A 21,648-nucleotide genomic window follows, 5' to 3' on the forward strand; every position below is an offset into this window, starting at 1 on the left:
GGTTGACAACGATCGGCTCTGTCCGCCGCCGCGAGGGTTAGATTTCAGCGCAGAAAGGGACCACGCTCATGGTTCGGCACCGGCTATCTATTCTTCTTGCTGCAGCGGTGCTCGGCGCCGCACTGACCGGCTGTGACGGTTTCCCCGCCCTGACGCCGTCGCCCACCCCGCCGGTCTCGCCCGGCACATCTCCCACCGAGCCCACGACGCCCGATCCCACGACGCCCGTGCCGACGGCGACCAGGTCGCCGACGCCGTCGGGATCGCCCTCGTCGCCGCCTGCCGAAGCCGCCATCATCATCAACCTCCCCCGCGAAGGAGCCACGGTGGAGGTTCCGTTCACGGCCAGCGGCACCGCGAACACCTTCGAAGCGGCACTCACCGTGGATGTCGTGAACCAGGCGGGCGACATCCTGTGCCTCCGCCACATCATGGCGACCTCCGGAAGCGGCACTCGAGGCACGTGGGAGGCCCGGCTCGGATTCGCGCCTGAATCCACCGGGGACGAGCCTGCAACGCTGCGTGCCTATGAATTGAGTGCCGAGAACGGCCGGCCGATCAACGTGGTCGAGCGCCCGATCGTGATCGCCAGCGACCGCCCGCCGATCCTGCTGACCAGCCCGGTCTGCGGTGACAGCGTTCCGTCGGGAGGCAATCTGGCGATCCAGGGACTGGCGAACGTGTTCGAAGCGGCGCTGACCGTGGAGATCCGGGATGCTTCGGGCGCAGCCGTGTTCACCCGGCAGCTGATGACCGCTGAAGCCGGCGTGGAGTCTCCGTTCGGCGAGATCGTGACACTCCCCACGCTGGCCCCTGGCTTCTACGATGTCGTCGCATTCAACATCAGCGCCGAGGACGGCAGCATCCAGAACGAGTTCCCGGTGCAGATCGAACTCCGCTCCTGACGGCGCCTTCAACCTGCCAGGTCACCGTAGCCTTGAGTCATGCACCTGCCGCGCAGCCTCGAGGCCTTCCCACAGATCCGTGTCCTCGAGCAGACCGGCTCGACGAACGACGAGCTGAAGGGCGGCTCGGATGCCGGGGACTTCAGCATCGTCGTCACCGATCACCAGACCGCCGGTCGTGGCCGGCTGGGCAGGGTCTGGGTGGCGCCGCCGGGGCAGACGCTCGCGATCTCGGTGCTGCTGCGGCCGGGCACCGGCGCGGACAGCTTCGGCTGGCTGCCGCTGATTGCCGGGCTGGCCATGTCGCGCACCGTCAGCCGGCTGCTGCCTGACGCCAGCGTCGGCCTGAAGTGGCCGAACGACGTGCAGATCGCCGGACTCAAGGTCAGCGGCATCCTTGCCGAGGTGACCGGTGACGCGGATGCCGTCATCCTGGGCGCCGGCCTGAATCTCTCGATCCCGGCGGACCAGTTGCCGACCCCGGTTGCCACTTCGGTCGGCCTGCACGGCGACGGCGATCCCGACCGGGCGCTTCAGGGCTACCTGTCCGAGCTGCACGGGTTGTACAGCGCGTTCCGTAAGGCGTCTGGGGATGCCGAGGCCAGCGGCATCCGGAGCGCGCTGATCGAGGCGTGTACGACCATCGGCCAGGCGGTCAAGGTGCAGTTGCCCGGCGGTGAGATCCTGACCGGCGAAGCGACCGGTGTTGACGAATCAGGGCGGCTGCTCGTTCGCACCTCGGATGGCTCCGAAGTGGCTGTCGCGGCCGGTGACGTTACCCATCTGAGGTATGAATAAGGAATGTCCCCTGAGCCTTACACCGCGCCCGTCGCACAGGCTCCCGAGGCGGTGGTAGCGCGACTGCGGTCCCACGGACGCGCGCTGGTCTGGCCGACGATCGCGCTGTTTGCCTCGGCGTTCGGCACCGCCTACTTTTACGGACGATTCGCCGAGCCATGGCAGAACATCGCGGTGCTGGCCGCCGGCCTGCTAGCCGTCCTGCTCCTCTGGTTCGTGCCGCTGCTGCGCTGGCTCGGCCGTAACTACACCATCACCACTCGCCGCCTCGTGCTGCGCACTGGATTCTTCGTACGGGTGCGGCAGGAGCTGCTGCACAGCCGCGGTTACGACATCACGGTGCGCCGGAATGGGCTGCAGCTGATCTTTCGCAGCGGCCACGTCCGGATCAACACCGGGCTGGAACATCCGGTTGTGCTCAAGGACGTTCCGCGGGCGGACCTCGTGCAGGCCGCGCTGCACGATCTGATGGAGCGCAGCCAGAACCCGATCGCCGCCCGTCGGCAGGAAGAGCAGTCCCGTGCTGACGACGCGACGGCCGTGTGGGGTAACCGGTAATCGTCCGCAGTCAACCGGTGTGTCGCTAACCGGTAACGACGCCTGTCGTTCACCCGCAGGACGCCTGCCGACTACCTCTCGCGAATAGTTTGCTCGCGTGAAGATCTCCGTCATCGGATGCGGTTACCTCGGCGCAGTGCACGCGGCCAGCATGGCCAAACTCGGCCACACCGTCGTCGGTGTCGATGTCGACGAGCAGAAGGTGGCGGCGCTCGCGGCAGGGCATGCTCCCTTCTTCGAGCCCGGTCTTCCCGAACTGCTGGTCGAGGGCAAGGACAGGCTGCGCTTCACCACCGACATTGCGGATGCCTCTGAGGCATCCGTGCACTTCATCGCGGTTGGCACCCCCCAGCAACCGGACAGTAACGCCGCCGATCTGACCTACGTCCGCGGCGCGATCGAAGCGCTGTTGCCGCACCTGACGCCGGGCGACCTGGTGGTGGGCAAGTCGACCGTTCCCGTCGGCACGGCCGCCCAGCTGGCTGAGCGAATTGAGGCTACCGGCGCCCGGCTCGCCTGGAATCCCGAGTTCCTGCGCGAGGGCTTCGCGATCCAGGACACCCTCAGCCCGGACCGGCTGGTGTACGGCGTGCGCGACGGTGACCACGCCGCCGTCGCAACCCTCGACGAGGTCTACGCCGAGGCGATCGCTGCGGAAACCCCGCGGATCGTCACCGACTACGCCACCGCGGAATTGGTGAAGGTTTCGGCGAACGCGTTCCTCGCCACCAAGATTTCTTTCATCAACGCGATGGCAGAAATCGCCGAGGTCACCGGCGCCGACGTCACCCAGCTCGCCGACGCGATCGGCCTCGACGCGCGTATCGGTCGGCGTTTCCTGAACGCCGGACTGGGTTTCGGTGGCGGATGCCTGCCGAAGGACATCCGTGGCTTCATGGCCCGCGCCGAGGAACTCGGTGTCGACCAGGCGCTCAGCTTCCTCAGTGAGGTCGACGCCATCAACCTCCGCCGCCGCAGTCGCATGGTCGATCTGACCCGTGAGGTCGTCGGCGGATCACTCGACGGAAAGCGGATCGCGGTGCTCGGTCTGGCGTTCAAGCCGGACTCCGACGACGTGCGCGATTCGCCGGCGCTGGATGTCGCCGCTCGCCTCGTCGCGGAAGGGGCCTCAGTCGTGGCGACCGATCCCGAAGCTGTGGAGACGGCTCGCCGTCGCCGGCCGGAGCTGACGTATGTCGCCACTGCCGAAGAGGCGGCGGCAAATGCCGACGCAGTCGTCCTGCTCACAGAATGGCGGCAGTACCGAGAACTCGATCCGGACGACTTTGCGGCGCTGGTATCGGAGCGCACGATCGTCGATGGGCGCAACTGCTTGAATCCGGTGCTCTGGCGTGCCGCCGGCTGGCACTATCGTGCGCTGGGTCGTCCGGGCGCGCCGACGCCTCAGCTTGCCGGGGTTGCTTCCCGCTGATCGAGCGCTTCCGGCCGACCGAGCTTGTCGCGATCGGACTGAGCGGCGTGGGCCGTGGCTTGAGCGGGACGCGCGGACGCCGCCCGGTGCGGCGCATACACCCAGTTCCGGTAGAGCACGAAGCGCAACAACGCGCCGAGCCCGAGGCCGATGACGTTCGAGGCCACATTGTCCGCCAGTAGCGAGGTGAAGCCGAGCACCTCGCGCGACACCCACAGACAGCCCAATGCCACGAGCATTCCGAGCAGCGACGCAACGAGGAACTCGATGCCCTCGCGCAGGGTGTCCCGACGGCGGTGGTGCCGGAAAGTCCAGTAGCGGTTGCCCAGCCAGTTGAACAGGATCGCGACGCTGGTCGAGATTACTTTTGCCCAGAACGCGCCGCCGTCAACCTCGTCGGGGGAGAGCACCGTCAGCCAAAGCAGGTTGAATACCGCGACATCCACAAGCCACCCGAGAGCACCGACCGTGCCGAACCGGGCGAACTGAGCTGCTAGCGCACGCATCCGGGTAGCCGATCGATGGGGAAGGATAGAGGGGTACTGCAATCGAGTTTAGTCACCGGGAGAATCCATGGCCCTGAAAGTCGGCGTAATCGGCGGAGGGCAACTTGCCCGGATGATGATCCCCGCTGCGATCAACCTGGGGCTCGATATCCGGGTACTCGCCGAGGCCGAGGACATGGCGGCAAGCCTCGCCGCATCGGCGGTCGGTGACTACCGCGATCTCGACACCGTGCTCGCCTTCGCCGAGGGTCTCGATGCGATCACCTTCGACCACGAGCACGTTCCGCAGCCGATCCTGCGCGAGCTGGTCAGCCGCGGCTACCAGGTGCACCCCGGCCCGGACGCGCTGCAGTACGCGCAGGACAAGATCGACATGCGCACCCGACTCAGCGAACTGGGCTTGCCCGTGCCGGTCTGGGCGAAGGTGGAGACCGCCGAGGAGCTCGGTCAGTTCCTCGCCGACAACGGCGGAGCCGCCGTCGTGAAGACCGCCCGTGGCGGTTACGACGGCAAGGGCGTGCGCGTGGTGCGCGATGCCCACGATGTCGACGACTGGTTCACGACGCTGGCCGAAGACGGCCGCGGGGGAGCCCTGCTGGTCGAGGAGCTCGTCGACTTCCGCCGCGAACTCGCCCAGTTGGTCGCTCGGCGGCCGAGCGGCGAAATGCGCACCTGGCCGGTCGTCGAGACGGTGCAAAAGGACGGCGTCTGCGTGGAGGTCATCGCGCCCGCCGAACATTCGACCGGCATGGGCGAGGCATCGCGGATCGGTCGCGCCATCGCCGAGGGCCTCAATGTCACCGGCGTGCTCGCCGTCGAACTGTTCGAGACCGTGGACGGTCGGCTGCTGGTGAACGAACTCGCGATGCGCCCGCACAATTCCGGACACTTCTCGATCGATGGCTCGGTCACCAGCCAGTTCGAGCAGCACCTGCGTGCGGTGCTCGATCTGCCGCTGGGCGACACCAGCCCGCGCGCCGCGTGGAGTGTCATGATCAACATTCTGGGCGGACCCACCGACGGCACTCTCGCCGACCGCTACCCGGCAGCGTTCGCCGCGCAGCCGAGCGCGAAGATCCACAACTACGGCAAGGATCCGAGGCCGGGCCGCAAGGTCGGCCACGTCACCGTGGTCGGCAATGACCTTGACGACGTGGCCTACCGGGCGCGCGCCGCGGCAGCGCACTTCCAGTAACCGGCCCTACTATTGCGACGTGTCAAAACCCCTCGTTGCCGTCGTCATGGGATCGGATTCCGATTGGTCCGTGATGAAGGATGCCGCCGCTGCCCTCGCTGATTTCGGCATCCCGCACGAGGTGGAGGTTGTCTCCGCGCACCGCACACCGCAGAAGATGATCCAGTTCGGCACGGATGCCGCGGGCCGCGGTCTGCGCGCCATCATCGCCGGCGCCGGCGGCGCCGCGCACCTGCCGGGCATGCTCGCCTCGGTCACCACCCTGCCCGTGATTGGCGTCCCGGTGCCGCTCGCGAAGCTCGACGGGCTCGACTCTCTGCTCTCGATCGTGCAGATGCCCGCCGGAGTACCGGTGGCCACCGTATCGATCGGCGGGGCGCGCAACGCCGGCCTTCTCGCAGCACGCATGCTGGCGACATCCGACCCCGACCTCTCCCAGAAGTTGGCCGACTACGCCGAGAGTCTGAAAACCCTCGTCGAAGAAAAGAACTCGGCCCTCAAGAACAGCCTGTGACCACCCCCGTACGCAACCCCGACCTCACCTCGAGCGAGGTGATGACTAAGCGCGCCTGGTGGCTGGTCGGCCTGAACGTGCTCATCCCGGGCTCGGCGCAGGTGCTCGCCGGCAACCGCAAGCTCGGCCGGTTCGGGCTTGGCGCGACGATCCTGCTCTGGGTGATCCTCGTCGCACTGCTGGTGGGCTGGTTCGCGGCACGCGAGTTCACGCTCACGCTGCTCACCAACTATTGGGTGCTTTGGGTCGTGCAGCTCGGTCTGGTGTTCTACGCGGTGCTGTGGCTGATTCTCACGTTCGATACCCTGCGGCTGATCCGGCTGATCAAGGCGAAGCCCGGCGCGCGCCCGCTCGTCGCCGGACTGACCGTGCTCGCGCTGGTCGCCACGGCCGGTACCGCCGCGTACGGCGCCTACCTCACCGGGGTCGGCCGCGGCGCGATCCAGTCGATCTTCGGTGGCGGCGACATCGCCGAGCCGATTGACGGGCGCTACAACATCATGCTGCTCGGCGGCGACGCCGGGCCCGACCGGATGGGTCTGCGCCCCGACAGCATCTCGGTGGCGAGCATCGACGCCGAGACCGGTGCCGCGACCATGATCGGCATCCCACGCAACCTGTACGACGCTCCGTTCAGTGAGGGCTCACCGCTCTACGAGGAGTACCCGACCGGGTACGACTGTGGTGACGACTGCCTGATCAGCTATCTGTACACCTACGGCCTGGAGCATCCGGAGCTGTATCCGGATGCCGAGAGCAAGGGCAGCAACCCTGGAGTCGAGGCGATGCGCGACGCCGTCGAGGGCGTCACCGGGCTCACCATGCAGTACTACGTGCTGATCGACATGCAGGGCTTCGCACAACTCATCGACTCTCTTGGCGGTATCGACATCAACGTGCCCGAACGGGTCGTGATCGGCATCAATGGAAAGGAACCGACCGGCGCCATCGAGGCAGGGCCGCAGCACATGAACGGCGAGACGGCGCTCTGGTACGCGCGTACCCGCTACAACACCACGGACTTCGACCGGATGGAGCGCCAGCGTCAGGTGCAGACGGCGATTCTCACGCAATTCGAGCCCGCGAACGTGCTGTCGAAGTTTCAGGCGGTCGCAGACGCTGGCACCCAGGTGGTTTCGACCGACATTCCGCAGGGCATGCTCGGTCGCTTCACCGAACTCGCCGGCAAGACGCAGCAGCAGCCGATCACGGACCTGGAGCTCGTGCCCCCGGCGGTCGACAATGTGGACCCCGACTTCGATCAAGTTCACCAAATGGTCGCCGAGGCGACAGCCCCACCGGCGCCCGCCGAGTAACGGCAAGTCGCTGATTGAGGAGCGCGCTCGCTCAGCGAGCTCGCGTCTCGAATCACGCAGGGGGGCCGCTTTGCAGCGAGAAAGTCACGATTCGATCGCATGACAGCCACGACTCTCGAGCCGGATTAGATTACGACCATGACGTCGCGCATGGGTCCCTTGAGAGCTGGGGTAGCTCTACTCTTCGCCGTGACTGTGGTCACAGGATGCTCCGGCCCATCCACCTCTCCAACGACACCATCACCGGGAGAGCCTCCGACCGACCCACCAACGCCAGCGGAGGTGACCGCCGTCCCAGCGACCGTGGTTATCGGCGGAAATGGCCTAACGATCCGCGCCGAGGACGGGTCGGTGCTTCAAGAGATGTCGTTCACCGAAGACCCGGCGACCGCAATCAACATGCTCGGCGAGGTGTTCGACGACGCTCCGACACCTGCTGAGACAGCGGCAGGGGAGTGCGTCCACGCCGAGTCGACAGCGACGTGGGGCGATGACGGCTTCGTGATCGCGTACGGGCCTGAGCTCCCGCTGCCTGAAGATTTTCAGTACCACGCGTCCACGCGAGCCGCAACGGTCGGTGAGATCGCCATCGAGACGCCGACCGGCTTCACCGTCGGCGACTCCCTCGATGACTTGGTGAGGGCGACCCCCGAAGCGGAAATCGAAGCAACCGAGTTCGAGGGTGTGCTCTACGAACTGGTGCACTACGAGATTGAAGACACCCCAACCGGCCAATGGGGCGCATTCGCTTGGGCCGAGGATGACATCATTCATGGCCTCGCCGGCGGGTACTTCCTCGGTGGCGACTGCTAACGGCTTGAGGCCGCCTTACCGACAAGGCCATCGCTCAATCGAGGGATTAGTTCTTCAAGAACGCCAATCGTGTCTTCCCAGCCGGTCACGGCCTGGCATTCCACTCCAAGGGCTTTCACCGGGTAGTCGTTGCCGTCCGGATCGAGCCGGTCGCCGATGAACAACATGTCGTCCAAGTCGATGCCCGTCATCTCCGACAGCTTCTGCATGCCGTAGGCCTTGTCGATCCCCTTGCGCGTGATATCAATGGATGTCGATCCGCCGGAGCGCACCTCAAGATCCGGAAGATCGGCGGCTACTGCCTCACGCAGCGTATTCTTCTTCACTCCAGTCGGATCCCAGGCGCTCTTCGCATCGACCGGGGCCGATTGTCCGAGAGCGGAGAACGTGATCTGAGATCCGCGGTCCTCCAAGATCGGGCCCCACGTGTCCTCCTCCCAGTAGCCAAGCTCGCGTGCATGATGCTCGACGGATGCCAACGCCCGCGCCTTCTCATCATCGCTGAGGTTCTGCGCGTAGATCTGTCGCCAATCGTCGTCCTCGAAACGGTAATACTGAGTCCCGCACGTCGGCATCAGGTGCAGCCGGTTCAGTGCCGACGCAGACGTCTCCGGAAGCGAGTCGATCACCTGCGCCTTGAATTGTCCGAATTGTCCTCCGGAGATCACGCAGACCTCTGCCGACTGCAGAAGCCGGACGATGAGTTCGGCGACGGGCTGGGGAAGGGGAGACTTTGACGGGGCGAGTGTGTCGTCCAGGTCAAAGGCGACGAGTGATGGCGTGGTCATGCGTAGCGTCTCTCGGTGGGGGCGATATAAAGGTAACGGCTTGGTAAAGGCCAGCGTCAAGGGTACTCCAGTCGTGCGCGTAGACTGGAACGCATGGTAAGCGCTGTCACTTCGTGCGAGGTTCATGACATCGTCATGATCACTCACGAGATCCGTGACGGACGAGCCGTTTCTGACGCGTGGTGCCCACACTGCGTAACGGCGTAGCCATCACAAATCGGCATGTAGCTGCCACACCTTCTCAGCCGAATCTCTCCAGCTAAATGCCTTTTCTCGGTCCCTTCCCAGCACGCCGAGTCGTGCGGCGAGGTCGTCGTCCGACGCCACCGTGGAAATCGCGGATGCCAGTCGCTCCGGGTAGCTCTCGGCAGGCTCGAGAGCCACTGTTAGTCCTGCGCCGCCTGCGACCTCGACCAGAGCGGGTGCGTCTGAGTGAACGACCGGCGTCCCGAAATGCATGGCTTCCAACAGTGGGAGCCCGAATCCTTCGCTCAGACTCGGCTGCACGAATACCGTCGCCCGGTTCAGGGCGAGGGCAAGGTTTGTGTCGCTGACGTGACCGAGGGTCCGCACTCGATCGGTCTCGATGCCCGCCTCGCGTACCGTGTCGGCTACCGTGACGTCTCCCCACCCATCCGGGCCGATGATCACCAGCGGCAGCTCGGACTCCAAGTGCGGGAGTGAGCGAATGAGGGATTCGATACCCTTTCGGGGCTCAAGGGTGCCCACGCTGAGGATGTACTTCTCAGGAAGGCCGAGATGGCTGGCCGCAGCGTCCTGGTCGGCAGCCAGGACGAGCTTCGAACTCACCGCACCCCCAATGACTCGGATTCGATCGCCAAAGTCGATGTGCTCCCGAAGCTGACTGGCAACGGCGTGGGATGGCACGACGATTGCGTCGGCGTATCGCTGAGCGCGTCGCGCCATCGCTCGGTGCCACGCGACGCCGTGTTTGGTCAGCGTCTGAGGATGCGTCCACGGAACAGCGTCATGAATGGTGACGACCGTTTGCTTGCCCGGTTCGTTCACTCGATCATGCCGGTACAGCGGGGCGAGCAGGCTCGTGGAGTGCACCATCCCCGAGCCGGGTAGGCGGCTCAGGCCGTACTGCCAGGACAGTGACAGTTCACGGCGGGCAAGAACGCTTTTGAAGAGCCCACCAAGGCCCGGAAGCTGCTCGGTGATGCGCTTGTAGTCGGTTTCCGAAGCCGACGAAACGACCCCCTCAACCGACCAGCCGCGCGGCGCAGTCGAGATGATCTCCCGGGTCAGCTCCTCGGTATACCTACCAATACCGCCGGGGACTCGGGCGACCATCTGGTCTATGACCACGCGCAGCACTGATGTCATTTGGTTCCCGGGCTGAGCACTCCAGACGTGGCGGCGTCGGCAAGGGCTTCCCGCCAGTCACGCATGGCCGGCAACCCGATTCGAAGCCAACCGTCGTGCCCGAGTACCGAGTACGCCGGTCGCGGCGCCGCGCGCACGAACGAGGCGCTGTCCGTGGGCTTCACGCGTTCAGGGTCGAGCCCCGCGTTCTCAAAGACGGCACGAGCAAAGTCGAACCAGGACCCCTGGCCGCTGTTGGTCCCATGGTAGATCCCAGCTGGCGCCCCGGCGTCGAGAAGCGCAACTATCTGTTTGGCGAGGTCCATCGTCCAGGTCGGTTGGCCGACCTGATCGGCCACGACGGTGACCTCGGGGTTGGTTCCGGCCAGGCGCAGCATGGTCTTCGCGAAGTTCTGCCCATGTTGGCCGTACAGCCATGCGGTGCGCACGATGTAAGTGCCGTCTGGGTGAGCCTGGCGGGCAAGCCGCTCGCCCTCGCCCTTGGTCCGGCCGTACGCGCTCACCGGATTCTGCGGGGTGTCCTCGCTATAAGGCATATCGGCAGTGCCGTCGAACACGTAATCGGTGGAAAGCTGCACGAGTTTAGCGCCGACCTCGGCCGCAGCGGTGGCGAGGTTCTTCGCCCCGGTCGCGTTCACTGCGTAGGCGGTATCTTCATCGGTCTCGGCGTCGTCCACCTTGGTGTAGGCGGCGGCGTTGATGATCACGTCGTGGCCCGCTGCAGCCGCACGCACTGCATCGAGATCGGTGACGTCGAGATCGGCGCGGCTGAGCGCCGTCACGTCGCGACCGGCGAGGACGGTTTGCAGGTCGTGGCCGAGCATCCCGGCCGCTCCCGTGATCAGGTAGCTGGTCACTGCCCCTGCTCCCGGTAGCGGGCTTCCGTGGCATCCTTCTGCGGGGCCCACCAGGACTCGTTGTCGCGGTACCAGCGGATGGTGTCGCCGAGTCCCGCTTCGAAGTCGGAGAACTGCGGGGTCCAGCCAAGTTCCGTGCGCAGCCTGGTCGAGTCAATGGCGTACCGCAGGTCGTGGCCAGGGCGGTCGTTCACGTGGTCGTAGGCGTCCGCGGGCTGCCCGAGCTGGGTGAGGATGAGCTCGACGACGTCCTTGTTGTTCTTCTCGCCATCGGCGCCTATCAGGTAGGTCTCGCCGAGCTCGCCCTTCTCGAGGATGGTGAGCACCGCGGAGGAGTGGTCGTTGGCGTGGATCCAGTCGCGCACGTTCTCGCCGGTACCGTAGAGCTTGGGACGCTCGCCGCGCAGGACGTTGGTGATCTGGCGGGGGATGAACTTCTCCACGTGCTGGTAGGGGCCGTAGTTGTTCGAGCAGTTCGAGATGGTTGCCCTGACGCCGAAAGACCGTACCCAGGCGCGCACGAGCAGGTCGCTGCCAGCTTTGGTGGACGAGTACGGGCTGGACGGGTTGTACGGCGTCTGCTCGGTGAACCGCGCCGGGTCGTCCAGCTCGAGGTCGCCGTACACCTCGTCGGTAGAGATGTGGTGGAAGCGCATATCGTACTTGCGCGCGGCCTCGAGCAGCGTGTACGTGCCGATGATGTTGGTGTCGAGGAACGGCCGCGGGTCGTTCAGGGAGTTGTCGTTGTGGCTCTCCGCCGCGTAGTGAACGACGGCGTCGTGGCGACCGAACAGGTCGTCGACGAGCGCGGGGTCAGCAATGTCGCCCTTGACGAACTCAAAGCGCGCCTCAGGGAGCCCGCCGAGGGAGGCGAGATTTCCGGCGTACGTCAGCTTGTCCAGGACGGTCACCGAGTGCTCAGTGTTGTTAAGCACGTAGTGCACGAAGTTCGAGCCGATGAAGCCGGCACCGCCGGTGACGAGGATCCTCACGAAGTGTCTGCTCTCTGTCGGGGAAAGGTCCCGGCAATTCTAGCGAGAGGTGGTTGGTAGACTCCCCAGCGTGCAAATCCGCGAGTTGAGCGTCCCTGACGCCTACGAGATCACGCCGCGACAGTTCACCGACGATCGCGGCGTGTTCCTTGAATGGTATCGATTTGACCGCCTCGCCGACGTAGTCGGGCATCCGCTGGATCTGCGTCAAGCGAACAGTTCGGTTTCACGCCGCGGGGTGCTGCGCGGCATCCACTTCGCCGACATCCCGCGCGGCCAAGCCAAGTACGTCACGGCTGTACGCGGGGCAGTGCTCGATTTCGTTGTGGACATCCGCGTGGGATCGCCCACCTTCGGTCAATGGGACTCAGTGTTGCTCGATGACGTGGACAGGCGCGCGGTCTACCTCAGTGAAGGGCTCGGTCACGCATTTGTCGCGCTTACCGACGATGCGACGGTCACCTACCTGGTCAGCGATGTCTACAACGCACCCCGTGAGCACGGTATCAACCCGCTTGACCCAGAAGTCGGACTCATCTTTCCGACCGAAGCGGGGGAGCCGTTGCTGTCCCCCAAGGATGCCGAGGCTCCCAATCTCGCTGAGGCCGAGTCCGCGGGTCTTCTTCCCACATGGAACGCTGCGCGTTCCTTCTACGAATCATTGAGTTAGGCAGGCAACCCCCACATGCGCGGAATTATTCTCGCCGGAGGCTCCGGAACGCGGCTCTGGCCGATCACCAAGGGCACCTCCAAGCAGTTGATGCCCATCTACGACAAGCCGATGGTGTACTACCCGCTGTCGACGCTCATGATGGCGGGAATCAGCGAGATCCTGATCATCACGAGCCCTGAGTACAACGACCAGTTCAAGGCGCTCCTCGGGGATGGCACCGACTTGGGTATCTCAATCGAGTATGCGGTGCAGCCCTCGCCCGATGGTCTGGCGCAAGCCTTCATCATCGGTGAAGAGTTCATCGGTGACCAGAACGTCGCCCTCGTGCTCGGAGACAACATCTTCCACGGCACCGGGCTGGGCTCTGCGCTGCGTTCACATACCCAGGTTGCGGGGGCCACGATCTTCGCCTATCAGGTGAGTGATCCTCGTGCATATGGAGTTGTCGAGTTCGACGACAATTTCACCGCCGTCTCGATCGAAGAGAAGCCGCAGAATCCGAAGAGCAGCTACGCAGTACCCGGCCTTTATTTCTACGACAACAAGGTCGTCGAGATTGCCAAGACGATCAAGCCGAGCGCGCGCGGCGAGCTTGAGATTTCCACGGTCAACGAGCAGTACCTTGAGGCCGGCACGCTGCGCGTGCAGGTGCTTGACCGCGGAACCGCCTGGCTGGACACTGGCACCTTTGAATCGATGATGCAAGCGTCGGAGTACGTGCGCGTCATCGAGGATCGTCAAGGATTCAAAGTGGGCTGCATTGAGGAGATCGCCTGGCGCGCCGGGTGGATCGACGATGACCAGCTTCGGATGCTGGCTGCTCCCTTGGTGAAGAGCGGATACGGCCGCTACCTGGAGCGGCTGCTCGAACTACCCAAGTGAGCGGGGCTGCTGGACATGCGTCAGGATGTCCAGCATGGTGGCGTTGATGCCTGCGGGCAGCGGCGTGAGTTCGCGGGCATCGAGGTCGGACCACACGACCGATTGGAGTCGCAGGTCTACCGCCTGAAGCGACGATAAGCGGGAACTGCCGAGAACTATATTGGGATGCCCCTTGCTTAGCGCTCGGAAGTAACCCAGTAGGGTGGCGATGGTCACGCCGACACCCGATCCAAGAATCTTGGTCACCTCTGTGCGGCCGTCACTTTGGGTGACGCTGGCCAGCTTGTCCATGGCATCGCAGATGAGCTCTGCACAGTCGTCGACGAAGATGTAGTCACGGACAGTCTCGAGGGGCACGAAGATCGACGCCGGACGAGGTGAGAATTGCGCCAAGGCGAGGTGAGAGATTAGGCCCTGGACTTTGCCGAGCTGCTGACCCGGGCCATAAAGGTTCGCGATCCGGCCGGTAAGCACCGATACCCCGTACTGGCCCGAGAACTGGGCAACAGCTTCTTCCATCCGCAACTTGACCTGCCCGTAGGGAGAAATGGCCACGGGTGGGGTGAGTTCGGTGTGGGGCGGATTCGGCGATCCGCCGTAAACCCCGCCGGCCGACGATGCGAAGAACACGGTTCCGTTCGAGGCCGCGCCAGCTGCTTGGGACTCCTCGCCAATCGCGTCAAAGATGTCGCGGAATTGCGCGAACTCGGCGTCCAGCTTTTCGGCCGATGAAGCCACGACGCCTGCCCCGGCGACCCACAGGATCGTCCACCTGCAGCCGGTTGCTGCAGCTTCATCGAATAGGGCTGCCGCAGTCTTCCGAGCTTGAGCGGTGGCGGCCTGTGCGGAGCCCCAGGGGATCGGATCAGCCGCGAATCGTTCCCACTGTGACCGGCCATCGATCTGTCGGGTAATCGCGCGTCCTAGCAAACCCCTGGCGCCGATCACCCAAGCGAGCTGCCTCATTGTGATGCAGGATCCGACCCCTGTGGGCTCGGACGTTCCTGCCTGCCGCGCCCGAGGGGCCCGTTCGCTGGATCCGACACGATGAGGTAAGGAGGCTTTCCCATCGCCATGTTCACATTGACCCCGATGTACTCGGCAATGATGCCGAGGGCAAACAAGATCGCGCCAGCCGAGATCAGGATGACCACGATAGTGGAGGCCCAGCCCTCGGGCACGTCCGAGCTGGTCAGGCGGGCAACGAGAATGTAGATCGCTACCGCAATGCCAGCGAGACCAAAGCCGGCGCCGATGAGGCTGACGAGACGCAGCCCCCTGGTTCCGCTCGAGATCACCATGCGCCAAAAGTGGCTGAATAGCCTCCGCATTGAATAGCCGGAGGGCCGGTCACCTTCCTCGCGGAGGGTTACCGGCGAAGTAGTGACCTTGCCGGCCATCCAGCCCAGGGCGATGTCAAGGTAGACGCCGGATCCGGAGTAGGCCGCCACGCTTCGCGCCAGGCTGCCCAGCATGAGCCGATAGCTCTGGAAGTCCGAGGCGGCTCCGCCTCCGGCCAGTTTCGTCAGCATCCACTTGGCAAGCTTTGACGCGCTGTTGCGCATGAAACCGTGAGGAGCTTCATTCGTGGGCTTGGCGTAAACGATGGAAGCGCGCTCCCGAAGGGCGGTGTCCAGCAGGGAGCCGATGGCCGCCGGGTCATGCTGCCCGTCTTCGTCCAGTGACACGACCCAGTCGCCTCCGCTGGAGGCCATTCCGGCGAGGGTGGCCGCGTGCTGGCCGTAGTTCTTGCTCAGCCAGAGCGGGCGCACGAAATCGTACTTTTCGTCGAGGGCCCGCATCACGTCGTCGGAGTGGTCGGGGCCGTTGTCATGAACGAGCAGTACCTCAGTGACGACGTACTGATTACCGCCGGGGGACGAGATGGGAACCGCAAGCGGGGCAATCTCCGCGAGAACGCCGGCGAGAGTCTTTTCACCCTGATAAACGGGGATGACTACTGAAACGGTGTGCGGGCTATCACTCATTGCTTCTGCCCTATCAACCACGAGAAACGACCATAGCATAGGGCCAGTTCGCGCTGGCTGGACTCATCACGGGTTGATGAGCGGGCGGCAGATGAGGGTCGTCCCGCGTTCGTAGAGAGTGTCAACACACTGTCCCTTGAGGACGTCATAACCGAATGAGTCGCTCGTCTTCATGATAGGAGTGAGCAGGATCGGGCCCTGACCAATTTTATACGGGCCGGTGGTGAGCCCGGTCAAGAACATCAGCTCGGGATTCTGCCAGCCACCAAGATGCTGTACCGAGTCCTCGTTCAGATCCAACAAGGCCTGAGCGTCTTGCAACTGCTCGTCGCGCGTCCACCCGGTCGGCGTCGTGGCGGAGTGAACGTGATCGTAAGAAGCCCAGCCAACGCCGGCGATAAGCACTACCGCACCACCCGTCGCTGCCACCCGCCATAGTCGACTGCTCCTGGCCGCGATTGTCTGGAGCCCGCGAACAGCCAGGGCAGCGACGACAGGCAGCCCGACCACGACTCCGATGAGCACATGTCGGAACCACGCCCGGTCCGAGATGAGCATCCACCACGCGCCGAACAACAGCAGAGTGCCGAGCGCGCCGACGATGGTGACGACGAGGACCCGGTCCTCGGCGAGGAAAGCGAACGAGCCAGATCGGCGCCGACTCAGGTATAGCCAAGTGACCGCGAGGATCGCGCAGGCCGCCAGCATGGCCAGAGTGATCCAGGGGGACGGAGAGTAGAAGGCATGGAGAATCGTCTCGGCGCGGAGCCTGAGCTGGCCGCCGCCGCCGTCCGCACCAGAGCCGTTGGAGAAGAAAACGCTGGCATGGTTGAGCGTGAGTGCCACATAGTCCTGCAGCCCGAGGGAGAAGAGTTTGATCGCTTCCCAGAGCGCGAGGGGCGCCACAAATCCGGCGGCGAGCAGTCCGACACTCGCGAATCGCGTCCGCCACGCGCGAGACAGGGTCCCTGGGATGATGAGTAAGGCGGCGAGTGCCACCGCGGGGACAGCGAGCGCGGCGATGAGCTTAGTGATTACCGCAAGACCCAGCGCAACTCCGGAGAGGAAACGTGATCGCGGCAGCAGCACGATCGCGGCCAGAATCAATGCTGCCGCGGGGAACTCCCCGATGGCGTCTCCGAGTCCGAAGACAACCGTGGCGGGGTAGTCCACGCTGGACTTGAGCGCCAGCAGAGCGACCAGAGCGGCGACTCCGCCCCAGCGGCCAGCCACCCGCCGTCCAACGATCCATGTCATTGCGACTGCTAGCACGGCGAACGGAAGCATCGCCCACCTCGCGGCTTCGATGCTGACGCCGAACACCGCAAACATGCCAGCGTTGAGAAGAAGCACCGTCGGGCCGGTCGAAAGCAGCGGATCGAACAGCACGGGCTCGCCGCCCGCCGACCAGTTGGTGGAGGCGTATCCCGACCCGTTGATCAGATTCACCGGGGCTTGCAGGACGTACGATTCGTCGAACCCCAGCGGGGTGACGTACACGTCAAGCAGATACGACGTCGTGAGCATAACCAGGATGACGAGGGTGACCGCCACATGGAGGACGTTGACGAGTTGAGTGGAGCGCGATCCTGCGTGAAGAAGGGTTGTGGTCATTTTGTCTGTGCTTCGATCAATTCCTGAACCGGTTCCGCGATTACACGGAAATTTCCCACGGCGAACGGCTGAGGTTCGGACGAAACCCCAAGCGAGGCGGTATGGCTGCCAGCCTCGGCGAGGAAGTCCCCCTCGAGCACGATCACCCCATTCTCGGCGCGTCCGCTGACTGTTCGGCCATTGAACTGCAACTGTGCGGTCGCGTCCGCATCCTCAGTCAACACCTCCAGCGAGATGTGCACGTTTCGAGGCGATCCGGTGTCGTTGACGATGCGGATCGGCGCATCGCCCAGCCCGGTGTCATACAGCGGCAGCCCGGCTTCGTCGTACCGTTGGCTGAACTCAGGCCCGAAGTACCCGGTCACCGGGTTGACGACGAGTTCGCCCGCTTCGGAGATCTGATCAGCGGATGCCGAAGCCTCTAGCGTCGTCGCGACATCGCTCAGGTCGAAGTAGAGGTACCGGCCGGAGTCGCTTTCCAGCGGCGCTCCGGCCGCCGCGGTCAGCCCGTCCTCCATTGCCGACGGGTCGGGGAGCGCGCGCTTGTCCACCATGATCGCTTCAAATCCGGCGGCGGCCGCCAGTGTCGCAATTTCGCTGGGCTGAAATTGCTGCAGTGCCAGCGGGTAATCAGAACGCGGGCGACCCTTGATTCCGGCGCCGGACCAGTTGAGGTCACTTGTGTGGAGATAGGGGACCAGCACCTCGGAACCGAGGACTCCAGTTGCGCTGGAGCTTTCTGGGAACGGCACGTAGGGCAGCTGCAAGACATCGGCTCCGGCTGGCAAGGCATCGTCGATGGTCTGGAACCAGTCCTCGTCCTCCGCGTAGGCGGTGCTTGCTTGCCGGTACTGCCCGGTCAGGTCGCTGGGAGTCTGGTCGACGAAACCGACACCGAGGATAACGACCGCTGCGCCCGCCGCGATGATCCGTTGTGGCCTCGGGGACCACATTCGCTCCGGCGAGAACCGGCGAATGAGCTGGTCGACGACGATTCCGACGATTCCCAAGCAGAGGATGAGAATGACAATCGACATCCGGTTCCATCCCCTAAGGGCGGAGGTGAAGAACGATACGACTGTCGAGAGGCCACCGACGGTGGAGAGAAGGAATGCGACCAGCACGAGTGCGCTGAGCGCGCCCAGCCGTTGCACGAACTCCGTGGGCTGCCGCCCGCTGGCAGCGACGCGAACCAGCGCGAGGTAGGCGACCGCGCACATCGCGATGGCCAAACCGACGGCCCCGAACAAACCCAGCGCCGGCCGCTCCGACAGAAGCGGGTAGTGCGCGTCGTAGAGTTCACGGATCTCGCGCAGGAAGGGAATGCGGTGCCCGGACCAGGGCATGAGTAATTGGGTGAGTTTCAGGGCGTAGATCTCGGCTTCACCGTGTGAGCGTTCCAAACCGCCCGGATTCGCACCCTGCGTCGCGCTGTAGATGATGTCGGGGAGCATGTTCGCTAGCATCACGACAACGGTGAATGCACCAGCGGCGGCCGCCCCGAGGAATCCGCGCCAGTTGTGGTCTCGGATCAGTACCGCGATCCCCACGAACGCGATAAGGAACAGGAAGAAGACGCCGTAGTAGGACCCTGAGGTCGCGAGCAGGGCGGTGAACAGCAGAGTGCGGCTGGTCGGACTCAGTAGCCAGGCAACCACGGCGTTCGACGATGTGCCCCGGCCCCACAGTCGCCCGCGCTGGAGGACGATCACGAGAAGTCCCGCGGCGAGTGGCACCGCGTAGTAAGAGGCAAGCCAAAGATGGCCCTGGCCTCGCATGAAGTGGTAGGGCGCAATGGCGAACAGGGTCGCAAGCGCAATTGTTACGGGAGCCGACACCCGTAGCGTCCGGAAGAACCACACGGCGGCAAGCGCGGCAAGCGGGAAGCCGACGATGTAGTAGAGGTTGAAGGCCACTGCCCAGTCGCTAGTGAACAGGGCGAGAATCTTCGCGGCGATGAAGTGCAGGTTGTCGGCCGTCGGGAAGTCGTTGTATGTCTGGCCGGCGGGCGCACCGAGGAGGGGCTGCGACTCGTACCAGCCGGTTTCGATGACTGTCTTGATGTGCGCGCCGACCGCCAGCGCATCTCCCTGGTACTCGAGGGGCGCCCTGAGATTCGCCCTTTGCAGATCCAGTGCGAACCATGTCGCGATGCTCGATACAACGAGCGTGAGGAGGTATATCGGCGCCTCGGTCCGAATCGAGACGCCCCGGCGAAGGCGGGGTTCGCTCACTGCTTCGCTTTCTTCATACGACGCGCGAGGGCGATGTATGCGAGTCGACGGCCGAATGCCATCGCCTTGGCCCTGGAGTTGCCCGTCCGGGCATCCTTTGCAGCAACCACTTCGGGATGCGTCTCGTGCAGCCAGTTGTGGAACCCAGCGGCCTGCTGTGCTTGATCGGCCGCGAGCCTGACGCTCCACTGCGAATCACTGACTCGGAATCCGGCGAGCACTTCGGGGATCGCCACAAACGTGCCGGTCAGCAGGACACGGACATAGGTCGCCTCATCGATGAGGTAGGGGAACCGTGAGTCCCACCACCCGACTGACTCAAGCGAATCCCGCCGCATGGTGACACACCCAGGTTCACCGAAAATATTGGTCCCGGAGCGGACGGTCGCCCGCACAGCCTCGGCTCCGGACATCGTCCCCTCCACGCCCTGCAAACCGCGGCGCTTGATCACCGGGTCGCCGTTCGCATCGACGATGCTCCGAGCTGATGCGACCAGAACCGCGTCGGGATTGGCTTCCAGCGCTTCAATCTGCAGGCGAAGGATGTCGGGGTGGACGATATCGTCACCGCAGACCAATTTAAGGTAAGTGCCTGTGGCTGCCTGGCTCACGCGGTTCCAGTTGCGGGGTGCCCCGCCTCCTGCCTCCGTAGTGAGGATCGTGATCCGCGGATCCTCACGGTAGCGCTCGATCACCGACATGGTGCCGTCGGTGGAGGAGTGATCCGCGACGATGACCTCGAAGTCTTCGTAGGTCTGGGCGAGGACCGAATCGAGCGTCTCTGCGATGTACTCAGCGTTGTTGTACGCGGGGATGACGATGGAGGCCTTGGGCACTATTTGCTCGATTCTGGTGCGGGATCGGATGCGGGCTTAGACCGGCGGAACGAGAAGTCGCGGTGCCCGAAAAAGCTAATGAGAGTTGTGACGAAGACGATGAGCGCCTGCGCAATCAGGGGCTGCAGCCCGGCGAATTCGACGAGGATCGGCAGCAGTACGGCGTTGACGCCAAGGGCAACCAGATAGACGGACTCGAATCGGGCGAGGTCCCTCCAGACGTGGCCTTTCACCCTGAAGACGAACTTTCGGTACAACACAAATGCGCACAGCACACTCGCGACGTGCGCGCAAAGCAGGGTCACCATGTAGCCGAACACTTGGCCGACCGTGATGTCGAAGAGCGCGAACCAGGCGAAGCCGATGGCGGTGTTGGCGGCGCCGACGATCAGGAACGCCACCCGATAATCGCGCACCAGACGGAGGAACGGTCCCGGTTCGCCGGCCATACCTGCGGGTGGCAGGGGAAGCTCGCCGGGTTTCTCATCCCGGTGCATGGCTCTCCAAACGATCGGCGGGTGCGGACATCCGCATGATTCTACCGTTGGTCAGATGGGGAGGATCCCGAGAGTCGGGCGCGGACCCGAAGTCCGAGCTTGAGCACGATCCGCACCGGCCACAAGTACCACGCAGCGTACTTGTCGCGCAGGTAGATGTACGCGCTGTCGTGGTGCGCGCGGATCATCGCGCTGCTGGCCTGGCCCGTCGAGTGTGCACCGATGTGCGTGACGCGTGCATCGGGCACGTAGACGCACGTCCATCCCTCTGAGCCGACGCGGCGGCAGAGGTCGACGTCTTCGAAATACATGAAGAACCGCCGGTCGAAACCATGCACGGAGTCGAAGACGTCGCGCCGGATCAGCATGCACGCGCCCGAGAGCCATCCTGACGTGCGTTCCTCGTCCATGGTGTTCTGGTCATCCCTGTAACGCGCCGACCATGGGTTGCTCGGCCATACGCGCGAGAACAGAGCGTGACCAATTCCGGTGCGCAGGGAAGGCAGACGGCGCGCAGAAGGATAGGTATCGCCGGCTTCCGTGAGGATGCGCGGCCCGAAGATCGCGCCTTCCGGGTGTCGCGAGGTCGCTTCCATGAGCTTGTCAAGGCTGCCCGGCTCCCAGGTCAGGTCTGGATTCGCGACCAGGATCCACTGAACTGGGTCGGGCAGGGTGTGCGCGACATCGTTGACGGCCCCGCCATATCCGGCATTGCTAGGGAGCTCGTGGAGGATGACTCCGTCAAATCCGGCCGTGACCTCATGGATTCGTGGGTCAGAGCCCTCACTGTTGTCGGCGACGTGGACGACCGGCGGAAGCGATGACGCGTTTGTCGTCGAGCTGAGAAAGGCCGGAAGGACATCGGACGACCGGTACGTCACCGTGATCAAAGCGAGACGC

Annotated in this window: 22 protein-coding genes; 10 read left to right on the top strand and 12 right to left on the bottom strand. The window is 64.4% G+C overall.

Annotation, left to right across the window (positions count from 1 at the left end):
• The first annotated feature begins 68 nt into the window (after positions 1–68).
• From GO591_RS02180 to GO591_RS02195, 4 genes are all read left to right on the top strand, one after another.
• Positions 69–905 carry a Gmad2 immunoglobulin-like domain-containing protein gene (locus GO591_RS02180; protein WP_157155305.1) on the top strand — a complete coding sequence of 279 codons (837 nt, stop codon included), beginning with the start codon at positions 69–71 and terminating at the stop codon, positions 903–905.
• A gap of 39 nt (positions 906–944) precedes the next feature.
• Positions 945–1,703: a biotin--[acetyl-CoA-carboxylase] ligase gene (locus GO591_RS02185; protein ID WP_157155306.1), complete on the top strand. Its 759-nt coding sequence runs from the start codon at positions 945–947 to the stop codon at positions 1,701–1,703.
• A gap of 3 nt (positions 1,704–1,706) precedes the next feature.
• Positions 1,707–2,261 carry a PH domain-containing protein gene (locus GO591_RS02190; protein ID WP_157155307.1) on the top strand — a complete coding sequence of 185 codons (555 nt, stop codon included), beginning with the start codon at positions 1,707–1,709 and terminating at the stop codon, positions 2,259–2,261.
• A 97-nt stretch (positions 2,262–2,358) separates the two neighbouring features.
• The gene (locus tag GO591_RS02195) at positions 2,359–3,693 is read left to right on the top strand and encodes a UDP-glucose dehydrogenase family protein (RefSeq protein WP_157155308.1); all 1,335 of its coding nucleotides are present in this window, start codon (positions 2,359–2,361) and stop codon (positions 3,691–3,693) included.
• On the opposite strand, the gene GO591_RS02200 is transcribed toward GO591_RS02195, so the two are convergent.
• Positions 3,666–4,199 carry a GtrA family protein gene (locus tag GO591_RS02200; protein WP_157155309.1) on the bottom strand — a complete coding sequence of 178 codons (534 nt, stop codon included), beginning with the start codon at positions 4,197–4,199 and terminating at the stop codon, positions 3,666–3,668. The two genes, GO591_RS02195 and GO591_RS02200, sit on opposite strands and share 28 nt — an antisense overlap.
• Before the next feature lie 67 nt (positions 4,200–4,266).
• Here GO591_RS02200 and GO591_RS02205 point away from each other — a divergent pair, with 67 nt between their 5' ends.
• The 4 genes from GO591_RS02205 (at position 4,267) to GO591_RS02220 (ending at position 8,037) form a co-directional block, all read left to right on the top strand.
• On the top strand, positions 4,267–5,394 hold the full coding sequence (locus GO591_RS02205) for a 5-(carboxyamino)imidazole ribonucleotide synthase (RefSeq protein ID WP_157155310.1): 1,128 nt from the start codon (positions 4,267–4,269) through the stop codon (positions 5,392–5,394).
• A 46-nt stretch (positions 5,395–5,440) separates the two neighbouring features.
• Positions 5,441–5,908 carry a 5-(carboxyamino)imidazole ribonucleotide mutase gene (purE, locus tag GO591_RS02210; RefSeq protein WP_232466331.1) on the top strand — a complete coding sequence of 156 codons (468 nt, stop codon included), beginning with the start codon at positions 5,441–5,443 and terminating at the stop codon, positions 5,906–5,908.
• Complete coding sequence (locus tag GO591_RS02215; protein ID WP_370455323.1) at positions 5,905–7,224, top strand: LCP family protein; 1,320 nt, start codon at positions 5,905–5,907, stop codon at positions 7,222–7,224. Before purE ends, GO591_RS02215 begins: the two co-directional genes overlap by 4 nt.
• A 282-nt stretch (positions 7,225–7,506) precedes the next feature.
• On the top strand, positions 7,507–8,037 hold the full coding sequence (locus tag GO591_RS02220) for a hypothetical protein (RefSeq protein ID WP_157155312.1): 531 nt from the start codon (positions 7,507–7,509) through the stop codon (positions 8,035–8,037).
• Here GO591_RS02220 and GO591_RS02225 read toward each other — a convergent pair.
• The 4 genes from GO591_RS02225 to rfbB form a co-directional block, all read right to left on the bottom strand.
• Complete coding sequence (locus GO591_RS02225) at positions 8,034–8,825, bottom strand: HAD-IIB family hydrolase (RefSeq protein WP_157155313.1); 792 nt, start codon at positions 8,823–8,825, stop codon at positions 8,034–8,036. The two genes, GO591_RS02220 and GO591_RS02225, sit on opposite strands and share 4 nt — an antisense overlap.
• A gap of 210 nt (positions 8,826–9,035) precedes the next feature.
• Entirely contained in the window at positions 9,036–10,175 is a 1,140-nt protein-coding gene (locus tag GO591_RS02230; RefSeq protein ID WP_157155314.1) for a glycosyltransferase family 4 protein, read from the bottom strand.
• A complete protein-coding gene (gene rfbD / locus GO591_RS02235) occupies positions 10,172–10,999 on the bottom strand; it encodes a dTDP-4-dehydrorhamnose reductase (protein WP_370455343.1) in 828 nt (275 codons plus the stop codon). Before rfbD ends, GO591_RS02230 begins: the two co-directional genes overlap by 4 nt.
• A gap of 29 nt (positions 11,000–11,028) precedes the next feature.
• Positions 11,029–12,024, bottom strand: a complete 996-nt coding sequence (gene rfbB / locus GO591_RS02240; protein ID WP_157155316.1) for a dTDP-glucose 4,6-dehydratase — start codon at positions 12,022–12,024, stop codon at positions 11,029–11,031.
• Between the two features lie 70 nt (positions 12,025–12,094).
• Here rfbB and GO591_RS02245 point away from each other — a divergent pair, with 70 nt between their 5' ends.
• Both GO591_RS02245 and rfbA read left to right on the top strand, forming a co-directional pair.
• Positions 12,095–12,694 carry a dTDP-4-dehydrorhamnose 3,5-epimerase family protein gene (locus tag GO591_RS02245; protein ID WP_157155317.1) on the top strand — a complete coding sequence of 200 codons (600 nt, stop codon included), beginning with the start codon at positions 12,095–12,097 and terminating at the stop codon, positions 12,692–12,694.
• Positions 12,695–12,709: 15 nt separating this feature from the next.
• A complete protein-coding gene (gene rfbA, locus GO591_RS02250) occupies positions 12,710–13,579 on the top strand; it encodes a glucose-1-phosphate thymidylyltransferase RfbA (RefSeq protein WP_157155318.1) in 870 nt (289 codons plus the stop codon).
• Here rfbA and GO591_RS02255 read toward each other — a convergent pair.
• The 7 genes from GO591_RS02255 to GO591_RS02285 form a co-directional block, all read right to left on the bottom strand.
• The gene (locus GO591_RS02255; RefSeq protein ID WP_157155319.1) at positions 13,568–14,545 is read right to left on the bottom strand and encodes an NAD-dependent epimerase/dehydratase family protein; all 978 of its coding nucleotides are present in this window, start codon (positions 14,543–14,545) and stop codon (positions 13,568–13,570) included. The two genes, rfbA and GO591_RS02255, sit on opposite strands and share 12 nt — an antisense overlap.
• Complete coding sequence (locus GO591_RS02260; RefSeq protein WP_157155320.1) at positions 14,542–15,567, bottom strand: glycosyltransferase; 1,026 nt, start codon at positions 15,565–15,567, stop codon at positions 14,542–14,544. The genes GO591_RS02255 and GO591_RS02260 overlap by 4 nt, the downstream gene beginning before the upstream one ends.
• A 66-nt stretch (positions 15,568–15,633) precedes the next feature.
• Entirely contained in the window at positions 15,634–17,181 is a 1,548-nt protein-coding gene (locus GO591_RS02265) for a glycosyltransferase 87 family protein (protein ID WP_157155321.1), read from the bottom strand.
• On the bottom strand, positions 17,178–19,415 hold the full coding sequence (locus GO591_RS02270; protein ID WP_157155322.1) for a hypothetical protein: 2,238 nt from the start codon (positions 19,413–19,415) through the stop codon (positions 17,178–17,180). The genes GO591_RS02265 and GO591_RS02270 overlap by 4 nt, the downstream gene beginning before the upstream one ends.
• The gene (locus GO591_RS02275) at positions 19,412–20,251 is read right to left on the bottom strand and encodes a glycosyltransferase family 2 protein (RefSeq protein ID WP_232466242.1); all 840 of its coding nucleotides are present in this window, start codon (positions 20,249–20,251) and stop codon (positions 19,412–19,414) included. The genes GO591_RS02270 and GO591_RS02275 overlap by 4 nt, the downstream gene beginning before the upstream one ends.
• Positions 20,251–20,652, bottom strand: a complete 402-nt coding sequence (locus GO591_RS02280) for a GtrA family protein (RefSeq protein ID WP_232466243.1) — start codon at positions 20,650–20,652, stop codon at positions 20,251–20,253. Before GO591_RS02280 ends, GO591_RS02275 begins: the two co-directional genes overlap by 1 nt.
• Before the next feature lie 137 nt (positions 20,653–20,789).
• Positions 20,790–21,638, bottom strand: coding sequence for a glycosyltransferase family 2 protein (locus GO591_RS02285; protein ID WP_198295528.1), 849 nt, complete (start codon positions 21,636–21,638; stop codon positions 20,790–20,792).
• Positions 21,639–21,648: the final 10 nt, after the last annotated feature.

Source organism: Diaminobutyricimonas sp. LJ205, from assembly GCF_009755725.1.
GTDB lineage: Bacteria > Actinomycetota > Actinomycetes > Actinomycetales > Microbacteriaceae > Ruicaihuangia.

Excerpts from the sequence above, each read along its gene's own strand:
- GO591_RS02180 (WP_157155305.1), top strand. The coding sequence starts at position 69 with ATGGTTCGGCACCGGCTATCTATTCTTCTTGCTGCAGCGGTGCTCGGC.
- GO591_RS02185 (WP_157155306.1), top strand. The coding sequence starts at position 945 with ATGCACCTGCCGCGCAGCCTCGAGGCCTTCCCACAGATCCGTGTCCTC.
- GO591_RS02190 (WP_157155307.1), top strand. The coding sequence starts at position 1,707 with ATGTCCCCTGAGCCTTACACCGCGCCCGTCGCACAGGCTCCCGAGGCG.
- GO591_RS02200 (WP_157155309.1), bottom strand. The coding sequence starts at position 4,199 with ATGCGTGCGCTAGCAGCTCAGTTCGCCCGGTTCGGCACGGTCGGTGCT.
- GO591_RS02205 (WP_157155310.1), top strand. The coding sequence starts at position 4,267 with ATGGCCCTGAAAGTCGGCGTAATCGGCGGAGGGCAACTTGCCCGGATG.
- purE (WP_232466331.1), top strand. The coding sequence starts at position 5,441 with ATGGGATCGGATTCCGATTGGTCCGTGATGAAGGATGCCGCCGCTGCC.
- GO591_RS02225 (WP_157155313.1), bottom strand. The coding sequence starts at position 8,825 with ATGACCACGCCATCACTCGTCGCCTTTGACCTGGACGACACACTCGCC.
- GO591_RS02230 (WP_157155314.1), bottom strand. The coding sequence starts at position 10,175 with ATGACATCAGTGCTGCGCGTGGTCATAGACCAGATGGTCGCCCGAGTC.
- rfbD (WP_370455343.1), bottom strand. The coding sequence starts at position 10,999 with ATGCTCGGCCACGACCTGCAAACCGTCCTCGCCGGTCGCGACGTGACG.
- rfbA (WP_157155318.1), top strand. The coding sequence starts at position 12,710 with ATGCGCGGAATTATTCTCGCCGGAGGCTCCGGAACGCGGCTCTGGCCG.
- GO591_RS02255 (WP_157155319.1), bottom strand. The coding sequence starts at position 14,545 with ATGAGGCAGCTCGCTTGGGTGATCGGCGCCAGGGGTTTGCTAGGACGC.
- GO591_RS02260 (WP_157155320.1), bottom strand. The coding sequence starts at position 15,567 with ATGAGTGATAGCCCGCACACCGTTTCAGTAGTCATCCCCGTTTATCAG.
- GO591_RS02265 (WP_157155321.1), bottom strand. The coding sequence starts at position 17,181 with ATGACCACAACCCTTCTTCACGCAGGATCGCGCTCCACTCAACTCGTC.